Raw genomic sequence first — 18,956 nt, forward strand, 5'->3', positions numbered from 1 at the left:
AATCTCCTTGAAACGTTGATGGATGGAAATGATGGTCGGCGTGCTACTGCACGTCCGGGATGTCGACGCCGTTGGCGATGAGCAGCTGACGCAGCTTGACCGGATCCTGGAACCGCACACCGCGGATGCCGGCGGAATTCGAGCCCACGATGTTCATGGCCTTGTCGTCGATGAACAGCGCGCCCTCGGCCTTGATGCCGAACTGCTTGAGCGCCGCCTCGTAGATGTCCTTGTGCGGCTTGCGTAGGTGCACGAAACCGGAGACCAGCTTGCCGTCCAGCAGCTGGAGGATGTCGCACTGCTCTTCGGCCACGTGGAACACGTCGGCCTCCCAGTTGCTCAGGCCCCACACGCCGATGCCCGCGGTCTTGAGATCGTTGACCAGCACACGCGCACCCGGCACGATGCCGGTCAGGGAATCGCGGAAGTTATCCATGTAGTAGCGCAGGATGTCCGCCCATTTGTCGCCGGTGCGCTCGCGCATGACAGCGATGGCCTCATCCGTGGGCATGCCGCCGTCCATCAGATCGTTGACATCATAGAAACCGGAGATGTCGTTGTCCAGGAACTCATCGATGGTCTTCTGGCTGTAGCGGGGGATGAGCGCGGCGGCCGGATCCCAGTAGATGAGCACATTGCCGAAATCGAAGATCACATCGGTGATCGGCTTGCCGGCGTTCGCGGCGGCCTCGCCGTCCGAGACCAGCACGTCGTATTCCATATCCGGTTCTCCGGGCCAACCCTTCATCGCGTCCTCCTTAATATGTTGACGTCCGTTTCCATGGTTCCATGCCTAGGCGACGATGGACCGCCACTCAGATGAGATCCTTGGGATCGATGCGGAACCGTAGTTCCCCCGGTTCCCGGGCCGCCACATGCCGGGCGACCTCGCGATGCAGCCGTGCGGCCAGTTCGGCGCGCTCGCCCTGCGGCACGCGCACCACGGCCTTGACCCGGTCCGCCGTGGCCTCCAGCTCCCGGGCGTCCACGGTATCCGGCTGGGCGATGGGCACCGGTCCCAGCATGCCGGGCATCCCGCCGCACACCGCCCAATCTCCGGACAGTGCGCCGATGCGTTGCATCAGCGTCATCACCGCATCCCGACGCCCCCATACGCATGCCGCGGCCACAGCCGGAGGCATGCCGGTCTCGACTCGCTCCTCCATGTCCTTGGCCGCCAGAATCCGCGAATCCCATACCATCAACGACTGGGCGATCGCCGGATCGGTCTCGCCGAGAATCAACGCCTGACCGCCGCGAGAACGCGGCGCGCACAACGACACCGCCCGCATCCACGCGGTCAGCGTATCCAACCGGGCATCCACCCCCAGCGCATACAGGCTGGTCCAGGCATCCAGAACCGCCACCGCACGGTATTCATGCCCTGCCGCACCCTGCTCGGCACTGATGGGTCGCACCCTCGGCTCGAATCCGGGCGTCGCGATGACGATCATCGGCTGGCAGGCCACGTCCCGCACCAATCCCTGCGTCTTGCTGGACAGCACCACCGGCACTCCACGGAACAGCCCGGCCAGTTCCGCGGCGGTGCCTGCCGCGCCCACACGCACCACGCGCATACGTTCATGCCCGCAGCCGGGGCATGCCCAGTTGATGGCCGCAGCCCCGCACCAACGGCATCGCGGCGTGGCATCCCGCCGGTCGGCCGGCAGCTGCAACGGTCCCATGCATTTGGCGCAACGGGCCTGACGATGGCATTTGGCGCAGCTTAACGTCTCACTGATACCGTCCTGGGGAATGGACAGCAGTACGGGTCCGCTTTCCAACGCCTTGCTCAGCACACGCACCGCGGTGTGCGGCACACGGGCGCCGATGCTGGGGTCCGCCAACCTCGCCAGCTCGTCACGGTTGAGCCACCGCACCCACGGCGTGGCATCCTTCAACGGCGAGCCCAACGGATGGATGGCTGTGGAGAAACCGCTCACCGGCGTCTCCACCGTGTCCGGTCCCGCATTCTCCCACTGGCTTTGCGGGGTGCGTGCATTGGCCATGGCCACGAACACGCCTCGATGCGCCTTGGCGCGCAGACGCATCACGCCGCGAGCCTGCGGGTAGGGCATCATGCCGTCCATGTTCTGATAGGCGGCGTCCTCCAGAATGGCGAACAACGCCGGTCCCTCCACTGGCGCATACATGACCGCACGGGTGCCAACCACCACCTTCACCTGCCCCAGAGCGACGGCGAGATACGTGCGATACCGGTCGGCGGCGGGCATGGTCTCCGCGTTGAGCACGGCCACGTCCCCGGTCCAACCGCCCGAGGGAGAGGGGGCGAACGGCGTGAGTCCGTAATTGCGCAAAGCGGGGAGGAGATCCTCAACCTCGCGCATGGTGGGCAATTCCACCACCGCGCATTTGCCGGAGGTCAGGGCCGTGGACACTATCCAGGCCATGTCCCTCTGCCATTCCTGTGCGCCCGGCAGAAGATCGAAGACGAAGGATTGGAAACGGTTGCCGGTGAGACCATCCTGCAGCACGTTGGCATCCGCGTAATTGGCACTGATGCGCTTGTACCCCTGTGCGGCACCATCGGACACACTCGTGGCAAGGGGCCCGGAGCCACCGCCCACCGGGCGTCGGAACGATGCCGCGAGTCGCTGCTCGGCCTCCACCTTGGCCACGCGCGGCGGCACCGCGAACCGCAGAATATTGGCCCGCGTACCGCCGTACGCCTGGGCTATGAGACCAATGTCCTCTCGCATCGAGGCGGGCACCAGCACATCCGGGCTCAACACCCGTTCGATGTATCTGATGGAGGAACGCGGCGTTTCGCTGGAATCCGTGCGTGCCCAGATCACGCCGCTGACCCGCTGGCCGCCGAAACGAACCCGCACCAATACGCCGGGTTGGGCGGCCTCGCTGTCCTTTTCGTCGATGAAATAGTCGAAGGTCTGCCCCAGATGCAGGGCCTGCACGTCCAACACCACCTGGGCGATGGGATTATGCTCGGCCGGGTGGTGTTCCGCGGGCGCGCGCTTACGACGCTTGCGTGGGGCAAGCCCCGCAAGCGTCAGCTGTTCCGCGTCCTCGAAAGTCATGGCACCACTATAAGTGGGGATATTGAAGACGGTAAAATTTTACCGAAGAAGAGGTTGCGAGGCGTGATGAAGCGTCTCGCAACCTGCGGGCCCACCTATCGCAGGAAATCAAGCACGCGGGTGAGATCGCGCTCGTTGATGGCATCGTCCGCGGCCAGCTGGGTCTTGGGCTTGGCGCAGAACGCCAGACCCAGACCGGCGGCCTGAATCATCGGGATGTCGTTCGCGCCGTCGCCCACGGCCACGGTCTGGCTCATCGGGATGCCCAGACGCTTCGCCCATGCCTCCAGCGCATGCAGCTTCACGGTCTTGCACACGATCTCGCCGAGCACCTTGCCGGTGAGCTTGCCGTCCGCCGTCTCCAGGCGATTGGCGATCCAGTAGTCGATGTTGCCCTCGACGGCCAAACGATCCACCACCTCATGGAATCCGCCGGAGACCACGCCCACCTTCCAGCCATGGGCGTGCAGCGTGTCGATGAGCTCCAACGCGCCATTGGTGAAGTGCAGCTTGTCATGCACGGTGTCGAACACGGAGACCGGCAACCCCTCAAGCAGGGCCACGCGGGCGCGCAGCGCATCGCAGAACTCCAGTTCGCCGCGCATCGCGCGTTCGGTCACTGCGGCGATCTCCTCGCCGCAGCCGGCCGCCTCGCCCAGCTCGTCGATGACCTCCTCGTCGATGAGTGTGGAATCCACGTCCATGACCAGCAGGCCAGGCTCGGACAGCGTGGGAACCGGCGGCAAAGATTCGCCGTCCAGGCCGTCCCCGTTCAACCCTGCGGCGGACTTGTCAACAAAATGCACATCTTCTTGCGTCATGCTTCCGATTCTCGAAAAACCTTGGGACAATGCCCCCTATGAGTTTTTCCCCGGCACTGACCACGACATTGACCGACGCCTTCGCCACCAATATCGCCGCCCTCGCCGCGGACCCCACACCCGTATGCACCGCCACGGAACCCGGCCTGATCGGCACGATCACCGTCTGGCTCGTCAGTCTCATGGAAACCATCGGCGGCATCGGCGTGGCCCTGGCCATCGCCCTCGAATCCGTGTTCCCGCCCATTCCCTCGGAAGTGATTCTGCCGCTCGCCGGCTTCACCGCGGCCCGCGGCACGCTGAGCCTGCCTGGCGCGATCGTCTGGGCCACCATCGGCTCGCTGCTCGGCGCATGGGTGCTCTACGGCATCTCCCGATGGGTGGGCCTGCATCGCATCAACCGCGCCGCGGACAGGATTCCGGGCGTCAGCCGCAAGGATGTCGGCAAAGCCAACGACTGGTTCACCAGGTACGGCACCTGGTCCGTGCTCATCGGGCGCGTGATCCCCGTGGTCCGTTCGCTCATCTCGATCCCGGCCGGCTTCAACCGCATGAATTTCCTGCAATTCACTGGCTGGACCCTGCTCGGCTCGGCCGTATGGAACACCATCCTGGTCTCCGCCGGCTACCTGCTCGGCGACCAGTGGTGCTCCATCCAAGGCGTGCTCGGCGTGTTCGAGGACGTGGTCATCGCCGCCGTGGTTCTGGTCATCGTGTGGTTCGTGGTGCGCAAAGTGCGTACGCTGATGCGTAAGTAGGAAATCCGCCCGCGGAGCCGGCCGGAGACCGGAAGACCGATCGGAACCGGTTCGCCCGGGCCGGAAAGCCAAGAAGGAACACATGACCGCAACCGAAGATCTCGCCGAACTCAACGACCGGCTCATGGCCAAGAACCATGCGCTCGCCGAGGCGCTCACCCGTGCCAGCAAGGAGCTCACCAAAGCCAAGTCGCAGCTCGCCCAACTGGCCCAGCCGCCGCTCACCTTCGCCACCATGGTCAGGGTGGACTCCACCCATACGGACGAAGACGGCATCCAGCACGCCTCGGCCGAGGTCATCTCCGGCAGCCGACGCATGGTGGTGCCCGTGGCCGCGAACGTGAACGCCGCGCGACTGACCACCGGCGCTACTGTGATGCTCAACGAGAAGCTTGTGCTGGTCGAACAGCGCGACGCGGACACCGTGGGCCAGGTCCGCACCGTCCGCCAGACGCTCGATGACGGTCGTCTCATCATCGCCGACGCCTCCGGCAATCCCGTACTCGTCCGCCGCGCCACCGCGCTTGCACGCCGGAACGTCAACCAAGGCGACCGGGTGATCGTGGATCCGTCCGTGAGGATGGCCATCGAACTACTGCCGGCCGAAGGCGACCGCGATCTGGTGCTCGAGGAGACCCCCGACGTCACCTTCCGCGACATCGGCGGTCTGGACGAGGAGATCGGCCGCATCCGGGACGCCGTGCAGCTGCCGTTCCAGCATCGCGCGCTGTTCGAACGCTACGATCTGAAGCCACCGAAGGGCGTGCTGCTGTATGGCCCGCCCGGCAACGGCAAGACGATGATCGCCAAGGCTGTGGCGAACGCCCTGTGCGAAGGCGGGTACGACGCGGACGGCGACGGAGTGATCAGCGATGCCGAACGCTCGGTCAAGGGCGTGTTCCTGTCCGTCAAGGGACCGGAACTGCTCAACAAATACGTGGGCGAATCCGAACGGCTCATCCGCCTCATCTTCCAGCGCGCCCGCGAACGCGCCGCCGAAGGCAAGCCGGTGGTGGTGTTCATCGACGAGATGGACTCGCTGCTCAGGACCCGCGGCTCCGGCGTCTCCTCGGACGTGGAGACCACCATCGTGCCGCAGTTCCTCTCCGAACTGGACGGCGTGGAATCACTGGACAACGTGATGGTGATCGGCGCCTCCAATCGCGTGGACATGATCGATCCCGCGGTGCTGCGTCCGGGCCGCCTCGACGTGAAGATCCGCGTGGGCCGGCCCAAGCGTGCGCAGGCCGTGGCCATCGTGAACCACTACCTCACCGACGACCTTCCACTGGAGGACGGCGTGGACGCGCGCGCCCTGTCCGAAGTGCTCGTGGGAGACATCTACGAGGCGTCCGAACGACGCCACCTGTGCGACGTGCAGAACGAGGCCGGCCAATGGTCCGCCCTGTATCTGAAGGACGTGGTCTCAGGCGCCATGCTCAAGAACGTGGTGGACCGCGCCAAGACCCGCGCCGTCAAGCAGTCCATCGAATCCGGGGAGGCCGTGGCCATCACCGTGCCGCTGCTTGCCGCCGCGGTGGAGGACGAATACCGCGAAACCAGCGATTCGATGGTGGATGTGGATCCGGCGCAGTGGGCGCTTATCAACGGCATGGACCCGATCCGCCGCATTCGTGCCAAGCAGCAGTGAATACGTAAGCATATGCGCAGGCAATACGTAAGCTAAAGGAGCATGTGAATGACCGTCAGACGAGTGATGGGCACCGAAACCGAATACGCGGTCTCGCTCAAGGGGGCCGGCCGGTACAATCCGGTCCAGTTGTCCTTCGATGTGGTGGGTGCGGCCGCCGGAGCGGACAGCAAATCCATCCGCTGGGACTACCGTCAGGAGGATCCGGTCAACGACGCGCGCGGCACCCGCCTCGAACGCGCCGCCGCCCGCCCGGACATGCTCACCGACGCCCCGCAGCTCAACATCACCAACGTGATCGCCCCCAACGGCGGCCGTGTCTACGTGGACCACGCCCACCCCGAGTACTCCGCGCCGGAGACGCTCGACCCGTTCGAGGCCGTGGCCTACGACCATGCCGGCGATCTCATCATGCAGGCCGCCGCCGAACGCGCCGCCGCACAGACCGGCACGCCCATCGTGCTCCACCGCAACAACGTGGACGGCAAAGGCTCCTGCTGGGGCACGCACGAGAACTACATGATGGACCGCGCGGTGCCATTCAACCTGGTCATCCGCCTGATGACACTGCACTTCGTGACCCGCCAGATCTACGCCGGCTCAGGCCGCGTGGGACTTGGCGAGACCAGCGAGATTCCGGGCTTCCAATTGAGCCAGCGTGCCGACTACATCCACGCCAAAGTGGGACTGCAGACCACCTTCGAACGGCCGATCATCAACACCCGAGACGAATCCCACGCCACGGACGACCGACGTCGCCTGCACGTGATCGTGGGCGACGCCAACCGTATGGACGTGCCGCAGGTCTTGAAGCTTGGCACCACCAGCATGCTGCTGTGGCTCCTCGAACACGCGGGGGAGGCCGGATTCGACCTGAACGGCTTCCTGGACGGGCTCGAACTGGCCGACCCGGTCGAGGCCATGCACGCCGTCTCCCATGACCTGGGCCTCAACGCATCCCTGCCGCTGGCCTCGGGGGGTCAGACCACGGCCTGGCTCATCCAGCTCAAACTGCGGCAGGCCGTCTACCAGGTGGCCGCGCTCGTGAACGGCACGGACACCACCGGAGAGCCGGCCTGGCCGGACAAGCCCACCACCTCCGTGATGGCGATGTGGGAGCAGGCGCTCGCCGACGTGGCCGCCATCCGCCACGCCTCCGACGACGAACGCCTGGCCATGACCGGCGAGGCCAGCCGCGTGGAATGGCTGCTGAAATGGCAGTTGCTGGAAAAGCTGCGCCGCAAGATCGGCGCATCCGGCTGGTCGGACCCGCGACTGCAGGTCATCGACCTCAAATGGGCCGCGCTCGACCCCAGGGACAGCGTCTTCACCAAGCTTGCACCCCGCACCGAACGGGTCAACACGGCGGCCGACGTGGCGCACGCCGCGGCCGAACCGCCTGAGAACACCCGCGCGTGGCTGCGGGCCATGCTCGTACGCCGCTTCGGCCCGGAAGTGGCCGCCGTCAGCTGGTCCAGGCTCACCGCCCGCGACCCCGAAACCATGAACGCCGGTGATTCCGCGGAATTCTACGGCAACGCCGGTCATATGGCGACCCCCGACCATCAACTGTTCTCGCTGGACATCTCCGACCCGCTCGCCTTCGACAAGGCACGCTGCGCGGAGCCGTTGGACGCCGCCGAACACGCCATCGACCTGCTCAGGACGTTGGCGCACGGCAACCGATAAAGATACACTGGGAGATTATGGAAGAAACACGCGAAGAGACTCCACAGCATCTGCGAAGCCTGGCGCTCAAAGTCGCCGGCCTGCTCGAGGAAGCCGGCCACCACGCCCTGCAGGCCCAGCTCAATCCGCGCAGCATCGCGCGTCCGAGCGACGCCGAACTCGCGGACTCCCGCACCAAGCTTGAGGTCGACGGCAAGATCCTGCGATTCATGAGTACCCGTCTGGCGGACATCGCCCACTTCGACGGCTTCTGGACCACCCGTCCCTCCGTCAGCCGTCCCGGCCAGCGCTACTGGTACATCGGCAAGATCGACGGCGTGATCAACTATCTGCGTCGCATGAGCGAATGGACGCTGACCGCAGCGCTGTTCGAATTCGACGAGAACAACGAGCCCAAGCCCATCCTCGGCGTGGTTCACGCTCCAGCACTGGGCCTGACCTATCTGGCGGCCAAGGGCGCCGGCGCCGTGCGCATCCACAAGACCGCGGTGGGCGAGAAGCGAGACAAGGTCGTGCCGTCGATGACCTCCTCGCTGGACGGTTCCGTGCTGAGTTACGGCATGTCCTTCATCCCCGAGGAATCCCGCCGTGCGCTGGAAGTGGCCTCCTCGCTGGCGGGCCAGCCGGCCGACATCAAGCGCGTGGGCCCGGCTTCGCTCGATCTGTGCAAGGTGGCGGACGGCACGTACGACGCCTATTTCGAGCCGATGCTGCATGTGTGGGACATCCCCGCCATCGCCGCCGGCACCGTGGTGGTCTGGGAGGCCCAGGGCACGCTCAGCCGCTGGGATGGCGACCGCATCCACTGGCGTCATGACAACGACGTGGTGGCCACCAACGGTCTCATCGGCCGCGAACTCAAGCAGTACCTGCAGTAGAACGGACGCAATCGGCTCCTGACGATGTTCGGTCGTCCCTCATTGCGGACGAACCGTCGGCCACGGGCTGACCGAGGGAAGTCTTCGGGGCCGATTGATTCTAATTTGCAGGAGTCGTTTATACAAAAGAAGGCACGCATGCCACAGCAATTCGAACAGCCGCAATCCCAGTCACAGGAAACCCACGAGGACGAAGCCCTCGCCCAGTCCGCAACCCAGGCAGCGGACCAGTCGCAGGACCAGTCCGACGTGCTGGACAGCATCCTCGACGACATCGAATCCACGTTGGAGACCAACGCCGAGGAGTACGTCAACAGCTTCGTGCAAAAAGGCGGCGAGTGATGCCCCAACTGCGTGACAGCGGCACCCGAGCCCTCCACGCCACAGAACCCGTGCCATCCGCCGAGATGGACGGGTTCTGCCGTATTTTCGGCGTGGAAACCGAATACGGCGTGGCCGTGACCGGGGCCGAGAAACCCGTGGACGCCGGACAGGTGGCCATGACCATGTTCCAGCCCATCGTCTCCCGCTCCCGGTCCACCAACACGTACCTGACCAACGGCTCCCGTCTCTATCTCGACGTCGGCTCTCATCCCGAATACGCCACCGCCGAGGCCCGTGACCCGCGCGAGGCGTTGGCGCAGGACCTCGCCGGCGAGCAGGTGATGCGCGGGCTCGCCTTGAAGGCCCAGACCAAACTGCGCGAATCGTACGGCGCACACGCCACCATCCACGTGTTCAAGAACAACGTGGACTCGGCCGGCCATGCCTTCGGCTGCCATGAGAACTATCTGGTGCGCCGCTTCGTGCCTTTGGAGGCCGTGGAACATCAGCTGCTGCCGTTCCTCATCACCCGTCAGCTGTACACGGGCGCGGGCCGTATGACCCCGGACGGCTTCCAGATCACCCAGCGCGCCGACTTCCTGGACGAGGCCGTCTCCTCCGCCACCACGCGCTCGCGGCCCATGGTCAACACGCGCGACGAACCGCACGCCGACCCTGATTCGTTCCGCCGCCTGCATGTGATCATCGGCGACTCCAACCGTTCGCAATGGTCCACGTGGATGAAGCTTGCCGTGACGCATCTCGTGCTGTGCGTCATCGAGGAGGCGTTCCGCCGTGGCGAGCCGTCCGGATTCGAGGATTGGGCGTTCGTCGACCCGGCCGCCGCGAATCGTGCGGTGAGTCGTTTCCTGGATGCGCCGGACGCCGTGCTGCCGCTCGCTTCGGGCGAGTCGGTAAGCGCGCTTGCGTTGCAGCGCCGGTATTTCCGCGCCGTCGAGTCGTTCGTGGCGGATCATCGCGAGGCGATGGACGCCGCGTTCGCCGCCGGTGTGCCGGCGACCGGTCTTTCGGAGAAAACCGTCGAGACTACCGGTGAGGGGCTGTCCGGCATGACAGCAGGTGCCGGTTTGGCTTCCGACTATTCCGCTGGTTCGTTGACAACGGTAATCCTAGGGGAGTGGGACCGTGCGCTCCGTGCGCTGGAACAGGGCGATTATGACGCGCTCGCCGATCGCGTGGACTGGGCCGCCAAGCGCCGGGTCTTCGAAGCGTTGCGCCGCCGCCGTCCGGAAGTGACCTTCGCCCAACTGGAGCAGCTGGAACTCGACTACCACGACATCGCCAACGGACGCCTGTACGGCTCGTTGACCGCGCGCTCGCAGATGCGACGGCTACTGACCGCCGACGAGACCGAACGCGCGATCCACGAGGCACCGCAGGACACCCGTGCCGCCCTGCGCGGACGCTTCGTGGAAGCGGCCCTCGCCTCCGGCGCCCAGTTCTCCGCCGACTGGACCCACCTGACCGTGACCGCCCCCGAACGCCGCGAAGCCGTCCTCCTCGACCCGTTCGAAGCCGCCCCCACCCCGGAATTCAGCCAACTCATGGAGTCCCTCGGGCGCTGAAACTCTCGGTCGCGATCTCCCGCCGCCACCGTCCGCCGTGCATTACAGTGGTACGGTACGTGATCGGTCGGCGGCAAAGGAGGCGCGGCATATGATTCGTGTGGCGATCGTGGAGGACGAACCTGCCTATGCGCAGACCCTGCGCGAGTATCTGGAGCAGTACTCCGAAGAGATTCACGAACGGTTCGACGTCACGGTCTTCCCAGACGGCGAAGACATCGTGGAGAACTACCGCGCTGAATGGGACATCATTCTGATGGACATCGAAATGGCGTCCATGGACGGCATGACCGCCGCCGAGCGCATCCGCGAGGTGGACGGCCAGGTGGTCATCATCTTCATCACCAACATGGCCCAATACGCCATCCAGGGCTACCGCGTGGACGCACTGGACTACGTGCTGAAACCCATCTCCTACTTCGCGTTCACGCAACGGCTCGGCCGTGCCATCTCCCGCATGCAGACCCGATCACGCGCCGAGGAGAGGTATCTGGTCATCGCTTCCAAAACCAGCACCGTGCGCGTGCCCATCTCCCGAATACTGTGGATCGAAAGCAGCGGTCACCGATTGGCCTACCATACGGCGGACGGCGTATTCGAATCCACTGCGTCCTCGATGAAGGAAGTCGAGGATAAGCTCGCCGATGAATCGTTCTTCCGCTGTAACAAGGGCATTCTCGTCAATCTTGCGCACGTGCGCGGCGTGGAGGAAGGCAGTGCCGTGATCGGCGGCGGCACACGCATCCCCGTCAGCCGGGCCAAACAGCGCGACCTGCTCACCGCGCTCACCGCCTACCTCGGGAACGTGATCAAATGATGGGTACAGGAGTCGCAGCATGGGGTGGTGCGCTCGCCGACATGATTGGTTTGTTCGGGGTGCATGGCTTATCCGGGCCGTCCGGCCTACTCGATGCGTTCGGCTGGCTCGTCCGGTTCACCGGGGTTGATGCCGGGGCCACCGCCATAAACCTTGCATCGACCGATGCCGCGAACGCCGTGGGCACGGTGCCGGACATCCCCAAAGTGCATACGGCGCTCGCCGAATGGCTGGCCTGCGTGACGCTGATCGCACTAGTGGTGCGCAGGCCTCCCCGCGCCCGGGAAATTGGCGTTCTGGCCGGCTCGTTGGCGGCGCTCGTGGTGGTGCAGATCGGCATCGGCGTAGTGCCGGTGGCATTGTGGCTGCCCGGCATGGCCGTGGCGTTGGCCATCATGTTCGTCACGATCCGCCTCTGCTGCGATTGCTCGACGGCCACATGCCTGTATTGGCTGATGCGTGCGTTCGTCATCGCCGAATTCGCCGCCTCGCTCGAATGGCAGTTGTATTACTATCTGTCGGGCCGGTACGGCTGGCCCATGCACGTGCCGTGGCTCGATGGCCTGTATCTCATCGTCGTCTATGGAGCGGTATTCGCCGTGGTGGCGTTGCTTGAACGTGGGCAGAACGCCGAAGCGCTGGACGTGGGCGGGCGGGACCTTATGGTGACCGCCATCATTGCCATCACCACGTTCACGCTGAGCAATCTGAGCTATGTATCCACCGCCACGCCGTTCACCAGCACCATCGGCACCGAGGTGTTCAATATCCGCACGTTGGTGGGGCTCGGAGGCGTGGCCTTCCTCTATGCCTTCCATATTCAGCTGTGCGAGAACCAGGCCCGGCGCGAGCTTGACTCGATGCGCACCGTATTGCAGATGCAGTACGCGCAATACCAGCAGTCGAAGGAAAGCATCGCCGTCATCAATCACAAGTACCACGACCTGAAGCATCAGATCACCGTGCTGCGGAGCGAGTCCGACCCCGGCAAACGCGAGGAGTATCTGGACGATATCGAACATGGTATCAAGGAGTACGAGGCGCGTTTCAAAACCGGCAATGCGGTGCTGGATACGATGCTGACCGGCAAGGGACTGGTCTGCGCGCGCGATGGCATCGAACTGACGTGCGTGGCGGACGGTTCGCTGCTGAACCGGATCAGCGAGATGGACATCTGCACGATATTCGGCAACGCGCTTGACAACGCCATCGAATACGAGCGTCGGATCGCGGACGCCTCGCATCGGCTGATTCATGTATCGGTCTCGGATGCGAACGGGTTCACGCTGATTCGCGTGGAGAACTATCTGCAATCCGGCGATGCGGCCGGCAACGCGATTGCCGGGACGGGTGACGGTTCGGCCACCGGTTTGGATGGGGATCTACCCGTCACCACCAAGGCGGACAAGCGATTCCATGGATTCGGGCTCAAAAGCATCCGTCACACGGCCATCAAGTACGGCGGTACCCTGACCATCGCCAAACGTGACGGCTGGTTCGATCTGACCGTCCTCATTCCCCGGTAGATGCTGAGCCTTCTCACTTGAGTGAGGCTGTCACGAAGCCGACTGAGGGGAGCCGCGCCGCACGCGAGTTTATGCAATAAATCGACCGTTCATGCAATTGCCCTTTCCCGAACCGGCCTTTCCCTGATGATGGAACCATCAGGATTCATTGCGGAATCCTCTGAATCGCCAGACTCGAAAGGGAGCTCATCGTGGAACGCCAGGCCTTCAACCCGTATCTTCCGGCAGGGGAGTACATCCCCGATGCCGAACCGTACGTGTTCGGCGACCGCGTGTACATCTACGGCTCGCACGATCGATTTGGCGCCCCGATGTTCTGCGTCAACGACTACGTCTGCTGGTCCGCGCCGGTGAACGACCTGTCCGACTGGCGCTGTGAAGGCGTGATCTACCGCAAGAACCAGGATCCGAAGAATCGTCTCGGCCTGCGACTTCTGTTCGCCCCGGACGTGGCGATCGGCCCGGACGGCCGCTACTACCTCTACTACGCCTTCGATTTCATGGGGCTCATGGGCGTGGCCGTGGCCGATTCGCCGGCCGGCCCGTACGAGTTCCACGGCCACGTGCACTACGCGGACGGTACGGTTTGGGGACGCCGCAAGGGTGATTCCTTCCCGTTCGATCCGGGCGTGCTTGTGGACGATGACAATCGCGTCTACCTGTACTCCGGCTTCTACACGCCTGTGCCCGCCATCGCCACCGGCTTTCGTTCGCTGGGCTTCGACGGGGGTTACGTGCTCGAACTGGAGCCTGACATGGTGACCATCCGCACGCCCGAAAAATTGCTGTTCCCCAAGTCCGGCCCCGGCTCGTTCGTTGGCCACGAATTCTTCGAGGCCTCCTCGATGCGCAAGTGGAACGGCAAGTACTACTTCGTCTACTCCTCCCGGCTCAACCACGAGCTGTGCTACGCCGTTTCCGATTCGCCGACCAGCGGCTTCCGCTACGGCGGCACGCTCGTGAGCATCGGCGACGTGGGCCTTCCTGGACATGCTGACGAAACCCATGCGACGAACTACACCGGCAACACGCATGGTGGCATGCTGCGTATCGGCGACGATTTCTACACGTTCTACCATCGCCAGACCAACCGCAGCTCCTACGCGCGCCAGGCCTGCGCGGAACGACTCGATGCCATGTTCGACGAAGCGAGCGGCGAATGGCGCTTCGCCCAGGCCGAAGTCACCAGTTGCGGCCTGAACGGCGGACCGCTGCGGGGACAAGGCAGGTACGAGGCGCGCATCGCCTGCAACCTGTGGAGCAAGGACGGCGCTGGCCGGTACGATGGTCCGAATCCCGCCAAACGACTGGCTGCGCATCCCTACTTCACTCAGGACGAACGTGACGCCAAAGCCGAAGTTGGCCCGATCGAGGCGCACCAGTACGTCGCCAACATGCGCGACGGCGCGGTGGCCGGCTTCAAGTACTTCGACTTCGATGATTCCCGTCCGATGGCCGGCATCGCCGCAACCGTCCGCGCGCATCGCGGCAGGGGAAGGGCTACAGGGGCATTCGTGATTTCCGTGGATTCGGCCGGCTCGTCGGTCGTCGCCACGGTGCCGATCACCGTCAGCGCGACCGACGGCTGGCAGACGTTCCGGGTGGAGCCGTCGCGCCTTCCCGCCGGAATCAACGCGCACTCCTGCCCGCTCTACTTCCGGTACGCCGGCTCCGGATCCATCGATTTCCTGAACTTCGAACTCATGACCAGGTAAAGGAGGTGAACAATGACAACACTCAACGAAGACGTGCAGCGTACGGCGGTCCCGGACCGCGGTCCGATCGCCGCCATCCGGCGCGGTTGGGCGCGCTTCGACGCCAAGCACCATGGCATCGCCGAATTCATCATGTTCTTCATCGTGTGCAATGCGGTCACGGTACTGCAACTGGTGCTGATGCCGGTGTTCAAATGGCTGTTCGGCCTGACCCCGCTGGTCGCCACGAACTTCCAGGTACTGCCGGTCGGCCATAACTTCGACGGTAGCGCGTACTACGTGTTCGACTACGCGGCCGGAGCCATCGGCACAACCGATCCGGCCGGCGTCGCGGGCGGTGGCGGACTGGCCTACTTCCTGGCCGTGGAGCTGACGATGGCCATCGCGCAGGTGATCAACTTCATCACCCAGCGCAAGGTGACGTTCAAATCCACCGGCAGCGTATGGAAGGCCGCGGCCTGGTACGTGCTCGCCTATGTGATCATCACCATCGGTGCAGCCGCGTTGCAGGGTCTGTACAAGGCCCCGCTTTACGGCTGGTGCATCGACGTGATGGGTGCCGGCGCCGGAGCCACCGCAGCCGATCTCATCACCATGATCATCAACTGCACGCTCTCGTTCTGGGTCTTCTACCCGATCATGAAGCTGATTTTCAAGCAGAAGTAACTCGAGCTCTATTACTGCTCGGCAACACTGTATTTCATACAAGTAAAGGAGATATGCAATGAAGCAGAAGAAACTCAGAATGCGCGGAGGCATATTCCGTGCCATCGTTATCCCGATTATGGCGGTGTTTGTGATTTTTGCGGTCGTACTGACCGTTGTCACCAACTATTTCACTCCGTCACTGGATGCGTTCCTTGGTAAGGGGGCGAAAGCGTATTCCAATCCCAACGGAACTTCGGGGTGGGATGCTTCTTATTACGATTTTGATGCTTCTAATTCCGAAGAAGCGTTGAAGAATAGTGCAGTAATTGCTGAACGGATTGCCGACGAAGGTGAGGTGTTGCTGAAAAACGATGGCACATTGCCGCTTAAATCAACCACAGCAATTACGCCTATGGGTTATCGGTATCTCAATCCGGTGATGAGCGGTTCTGGATCAGGCAGTACCAATACTTCTTCCAATTATGTTTACGATGCGGAAAAAGGCATCACGGAAGCCTTCGATAACGTGAACACCGAATTTGTGAACGCAATGAAAAAGGCTGCCACCATCGAGGTTGCACCGAAGTCATCCAGTGGTGAAGGCGGGGCGACGGCCTTTCTCGGTAGTGGTCTGAACATTACCGAATACGATGTTGCTGATTTGAAATCGGTAGCATCAACCTGCAAGGATACGGTCGGCATTGTATTTATCGGACGTGTTTCTGGCGAGGGCGGTGATTTATATTCGTTGGAATATGAGGATGGAACCCCGCATGAACTTGCGCTGACGCAAGCCGAACGTAACATGATTGACTATGCGAAGACAAACTGCAAACACGTGGTCGTCGTACTGAACTCGACGAACACCATGCAGATTCCTGAATTGCAGGATGATAATCAGATTAACGCGATTCTGCAGATTGCCACTCCTGGTGCTCTCGGTTTCAAATCGCTCGGCAGAATCCTTAATGGTGAGGTTAACCCGTCAGGGCGTACAGTTGATACGTTTGTCTCTGATTTGACCACGAGCCCTACATATGCCAATTTCGATAATGGCACTGGCATGTCAGATTATGAAAACACCAGCTATACCAGAAATATTTGGCTGGCTCAGTATCTTGGTGGTGCAGAATTTAAAGCACCTTTCCGTGAGTACGAAGAAGGTGTATACATGGGATATCGCTGGTATGAAACCGCTTCTGAAGTGGGATATTTCACATCCTCGAACCTACCGGCGGGAGAAGCCGACCCCTACTATAACCGGGATAATGGCGTTGTATATCCGTTCGGCTATGGTTTGTCATACACCACTTTCAAACAGGAAATCGCCAATTACGATGATTCCAATGATAGAATTACAGTTGATGTCTCGGTGACGAATACCGGTGATGTGGCCGGTAAGGAAGTCGTACAGGTATATTATAGGGCTCCTTATACGCAATTTGATATCGACAATTCCATTGAAAAGCCGACGGCTAACCTTATCGCATTTAGCAAGACTAGGGAACTGCAGCCTGGTGCGTCTGAAACCGTCACCCTAATCTTTAACAAAGAGGACATGGCGTCTTACTGCTATACGCATACCAATGGCAATAACACCACTGGTTCCTATGTGTTAGAGAAAGGTGACTACGCCATTACTCTGCGCGCCGACAGTCATGATGTCATCGATGAGCGTACAACCAATGTCGCCAAAACGATCTGGTACAACGGTGAGGATGGCAGTGTTCGCGAATCTGAGAAGATTGCGCAGTCGCAACTCAATGATGATGGCACGACAACTGGTATGCCGGCTAAGGCCGAGGAGAATCCCGATGCAACATATGTTGCCGCATCGAATCAGTTCGATCATGCCAATCAGTACATGACTGATAGCTCAATCGGTCACGACGTAACCATCCTTACTCGTGCTGATTGGAACCATACGCAGCCTTCCGCGCCAACCGACGAAACGCGGCAAGCCAGTGACACCGTCAAGAAATGGCTGGATTACGGATATGCCACTAGCGAGAAGTACGGCAACGGTGAATGGGACGAAGCCAGTGATTCGACCATCGGTAATGGCAAAAGCAGCAAAATCTACGTCGCTGAGAAGGATGCTCCTGCATCCGGCAAAGACAATGGCTTGACCATGTCAAATATGCGCGGATTGAGCTATTACGACAAGCGGTGGGACAACCTCCTTGACCAGATTGACTATAACGATGATCAGATTAATTATGCGTTGTTCGCCAATGGTTACGCTTCTGGCGGACTTGACTCTGTCGGCAAGCCTGCCACTTCTGAGCATGACGGTCCGCAGGGTCTTGCTCTGAACGATAGCTCCGGTAACAGCTGGGTTGATGCTTGCTCGTTCCCCTCGGCGACGACTATGGCGCAGACGTTCAATGTCGAGCTCGCGTATGCAATGGGTGCCGCGGTTGGTGAAGAAAATTACTTCGTTGACGGTGGCGGCTGGTATGCGCCGGCGGTAAACATGCATTGGTCCGCCTTCTCGGGGCGCAACTACGAATACTATTCCGAGGATCCATTAGTTTCCGGTAAGATGGCCGCGCAGGTTATTTCCGGTGCTGGTGACAAGGGCACGTATTGCGCACTCAAGCATTTCGCGATGATTGAGCAAGAAGAGTGGCGCTCTTGGATTCCATCTGCATGGGCTACTGAACAAACTGTGCGCGAGATTTACTTGAAGCCGTTTGAAATCGCAGTCAAGGAAGCGAAGAAAACCATCAAGTATATTTCTGATGACAAGGGCACCGTATCCACGAAGACTATGCGGGCTGCTGATTGTATGATGACCAGCGGCTGGTCGGGCATCGGTGGCTTGTGGACTGCGTATGACTACAACCTGATGACGAATGTGCTGCGCAACGAATGGGGCTTCCAAGGATTTGTAATCACCGACTATGATCAAGGCAACGGTCCAAACGACAATGTTGCAGTGAACCGCATGGTGCGTGCCGGCGTCGATCAGCATATGATTGACAAGACACTGAGTCCGGGCAAATACACGTCAACCGACACCGCTACGGGCAAAGCCGCGCTTCGTCGTGCAGTGAAAAATACGTTATACACTATGGCTAACTCCGCGCAAACCAATAATCTCGTTCCCGGCGGAAAGATGTATTACCGAACTTCACCGTGGCGTCTCGGAGTATATGCCGTGGATGTGATTATTACAATCGGCGTGGCGGTAGGAATCATTATGACTCTGCGTCGAGCCAAAGACGAGAAGATTCATCCTGAAAACTATAAGAGCAAAAGAAACGGAAAGTGAGGCTAATCCACTAATAGAACAAATTGTCTTTTCCCAACAAGAAGAATAGGTTGACGGCCGATATGCTTCTGCCTTTGACTGGGTAGATAATCTGCCTGATATTCCATCATCTTCTTCCTCTTCCTCCGGTTGTGGCCGGGATGGGCGTCTCCTCCGAACACCCATCCCGGCCACAACCGTTCGCGCTATGTACTCGTGATGGACGAGTAA

General features: G+C 61.6%; 14 protein-coding genes. 11 read left to right on the plus strand and 3 right to left on the minus strand.

Going from position 1 to position 18,956, the window contains the following annotated elements:
• Positions 1-43: 43 nt before the first annotated feature.
• The 3 genes from KIH81_RS01915 to serB all read right to left on the minus strand — a co-directional run bounded on the left by KIH81_RS01915 (position 44) and on the right by serB (position 3,877).
• Positions 44-748, minus strand: coding sequence for an HAD family hydrolase (locus tag KIH81_RS01915; RefSeq protein WP_214303825.1), 705 nt, complete (start codon positions 746-748; stop codon positions 44-46).
• A gap of 67 nt (positions 749-815) precedes the next feature.
• Positions 816-3,056, minus strand: coding sequence for a primosomal protein N' (locus tag KIH81_RS01920; protein WP_214303826.1), 2,241 nt, complete (start codon positions 3,054-3,056; stop codon positions 816-818).
• Between the two features lie 95 nt (positions 3,057-3,151).
• Entirely contained in the window at positions 3,152-3,877 is a 726-nt protein-coding gene (gene serB, locus KIH81_RS01925; protein ID WP_214303827.1) for a phosphoserine phosphatase SerB, read from the minus strand.
• Between the two features lie 38 nt (positions 3,878-3,915).
• Between serB and KIH81_RS01930 the strand changes: the two genes are divergently transcribed.
• From KIH81_RS01930 to KIH81_RS01980, 11 genes are all read left to right on the plus strand, one after another.
• Positions 3,916-4,635, plus strand: coding sequence for a DedA family protein (locus tag KIH81_RS01930; protein WP_217624834.1), 720 nt, complete (start codon positions 3,916-3,918; stop codon positions 4,633-4,635).
• Positions 4,636-4,717: 82 nt separating this feature from the next.
• Positions 4,718-6,286 carry a proteasome ATPase gene (arc, locus tag KIH81_RS01935; RefSeq protein WP_214303828.1) on the plus strand — a complete coding sequence of 523 codons (1,569 nt, stop codon included), beginning with the start codon at positions 4,718-4,720 and terminating at the stop codon, positions 6,284-6,286.
• Positions 6,287-6,334: 48 nt separating this feature from the next.
• Positions 6,335-7,975, plus strand: coding sequence for a depupylase/deamidase Dop (dop, locus tag KIH81_RS01940; protein ID WP_214303829.1), 1,641 nt, complete (start codon positions 6,335-6,337; stop codon positions 7,973-7,975).
• Positions 7,976-7,992: 17 nt separating this feature from the next.
• The gene (locus tag KIH81_RS01945) at positions 7,993-8,853 is read left to right on the plus strand and encodes an inositol monophosphatase family protein (RefSeq protein WP_214303830.1); all 861 of its coding nucleotides are present in this window, start codon (positions 7,993-7,995) and stop codon (positions 8,851-8,853) included.
• Between the two features lie 138 nt (positions 8,854-8,991).
• Positions 8,992-9,195 (plus strand): ubiquitin-like protein Pup, encoded by a 204-nt coding sequence (locus KIH81_RS01950; protein ID WP_214303831.1) that lies wholly within the window; start codon positions 8,992-8,994, stop codon positions 9,193-9,195.
• Positions 9,195-10,763 (plus strand): proteasome accessory factor PafA2 family protein, encoded by a 1,569-nt coding sequence (locus KIH81_RS01955; protein ID WP_214303832.1) that lies wholly within the window; start codon positions 9,195-9,197, stop codon positions 10,761-10,763. The genes KIH81_RS01950 and KIH81_RS01955 overlap by 1 nt, the downstream gene beginning before the upstream one ends.
• A gap of 91 nt (positions 10,764-10,854) precedes the next feature.
• Positions 10,855-11,580 carry a LytR/AlgR family response regulator transcription factor gene (locus tag KIH81_RS01960; RefSeq protein WP_214303833.1) on the plus strand — a complete coding sequence of 242 codons (726 nt, stop codon included), beginning with the start codon at positions 10,855-10,857 and terminating at the stop codon, positions 11,578-11,580.
• On the plus strand, positions 11,577-13,106 hold the full coding sequence (locus KIH81_RS01965) for an ATP-binding protein (RefSeq protein WP_236029134.1): 1,530 nt from the start codon (positions 11,577-11,579) through the stop codon (positions 13,104-13,106). Before KIH81_RS01960 ends, KIH81_RS01965 begins: the two co-directional genes overlap by 4 nt.
• Before the next feature lie 191 nt (positions 13,107-13,297).
• The gene (locus KIH81_RS01970) at positions 13,298-14,821 is read left to right on the plus strand and encodes a family 43 glycosylhydrolase (RefSeq protein ID WP_338024719.1); all 1,524 of its coding nucleotides are present in this window, start codon (positions 13,298-13,300) and stop codon (positions 14,819-14,821) included.
• A 12-nt stretch (positions 14,822-14,833) separates the two neighbouring features.
• Positions 14,834-15,487 (plus strand): hypothetical protein, encoded by a 654-nt coding sequence (locus KIH81_RS01975; protein WP_236029136.1) that lies wholly within the window; start codon positions 14,834-14,836, stop codon positions 15,485-15,487.
• A gap of 58 nt (positions 15,488-15,545) precedes the next feature.
• On the plus strand, positions 15,546-18,746 hold the full coding sequence (locus KIH81_RS01980; RefSeq protein ID WP_214303834.1) for a beta-glucosidase: 3,201 nt from the start codon (positions 15,546-15,548) through the stop codon (positions 18,744-18,746).
• Positions 18,747-18,956: the final 210 nt, after the last annotated feature.

The sequence above is a fragment of the Bifidobacterium miconisargentati genome (assembly GCF_019331675.1).
Taxonomy (GTDB): domain Bacteria; phylum Actinomycetota; class Actinomycetes; order Actinomycetales; family Bifidobacteriaceae; genus Bifidobacterium; species Bifidobacterium miconisargentati.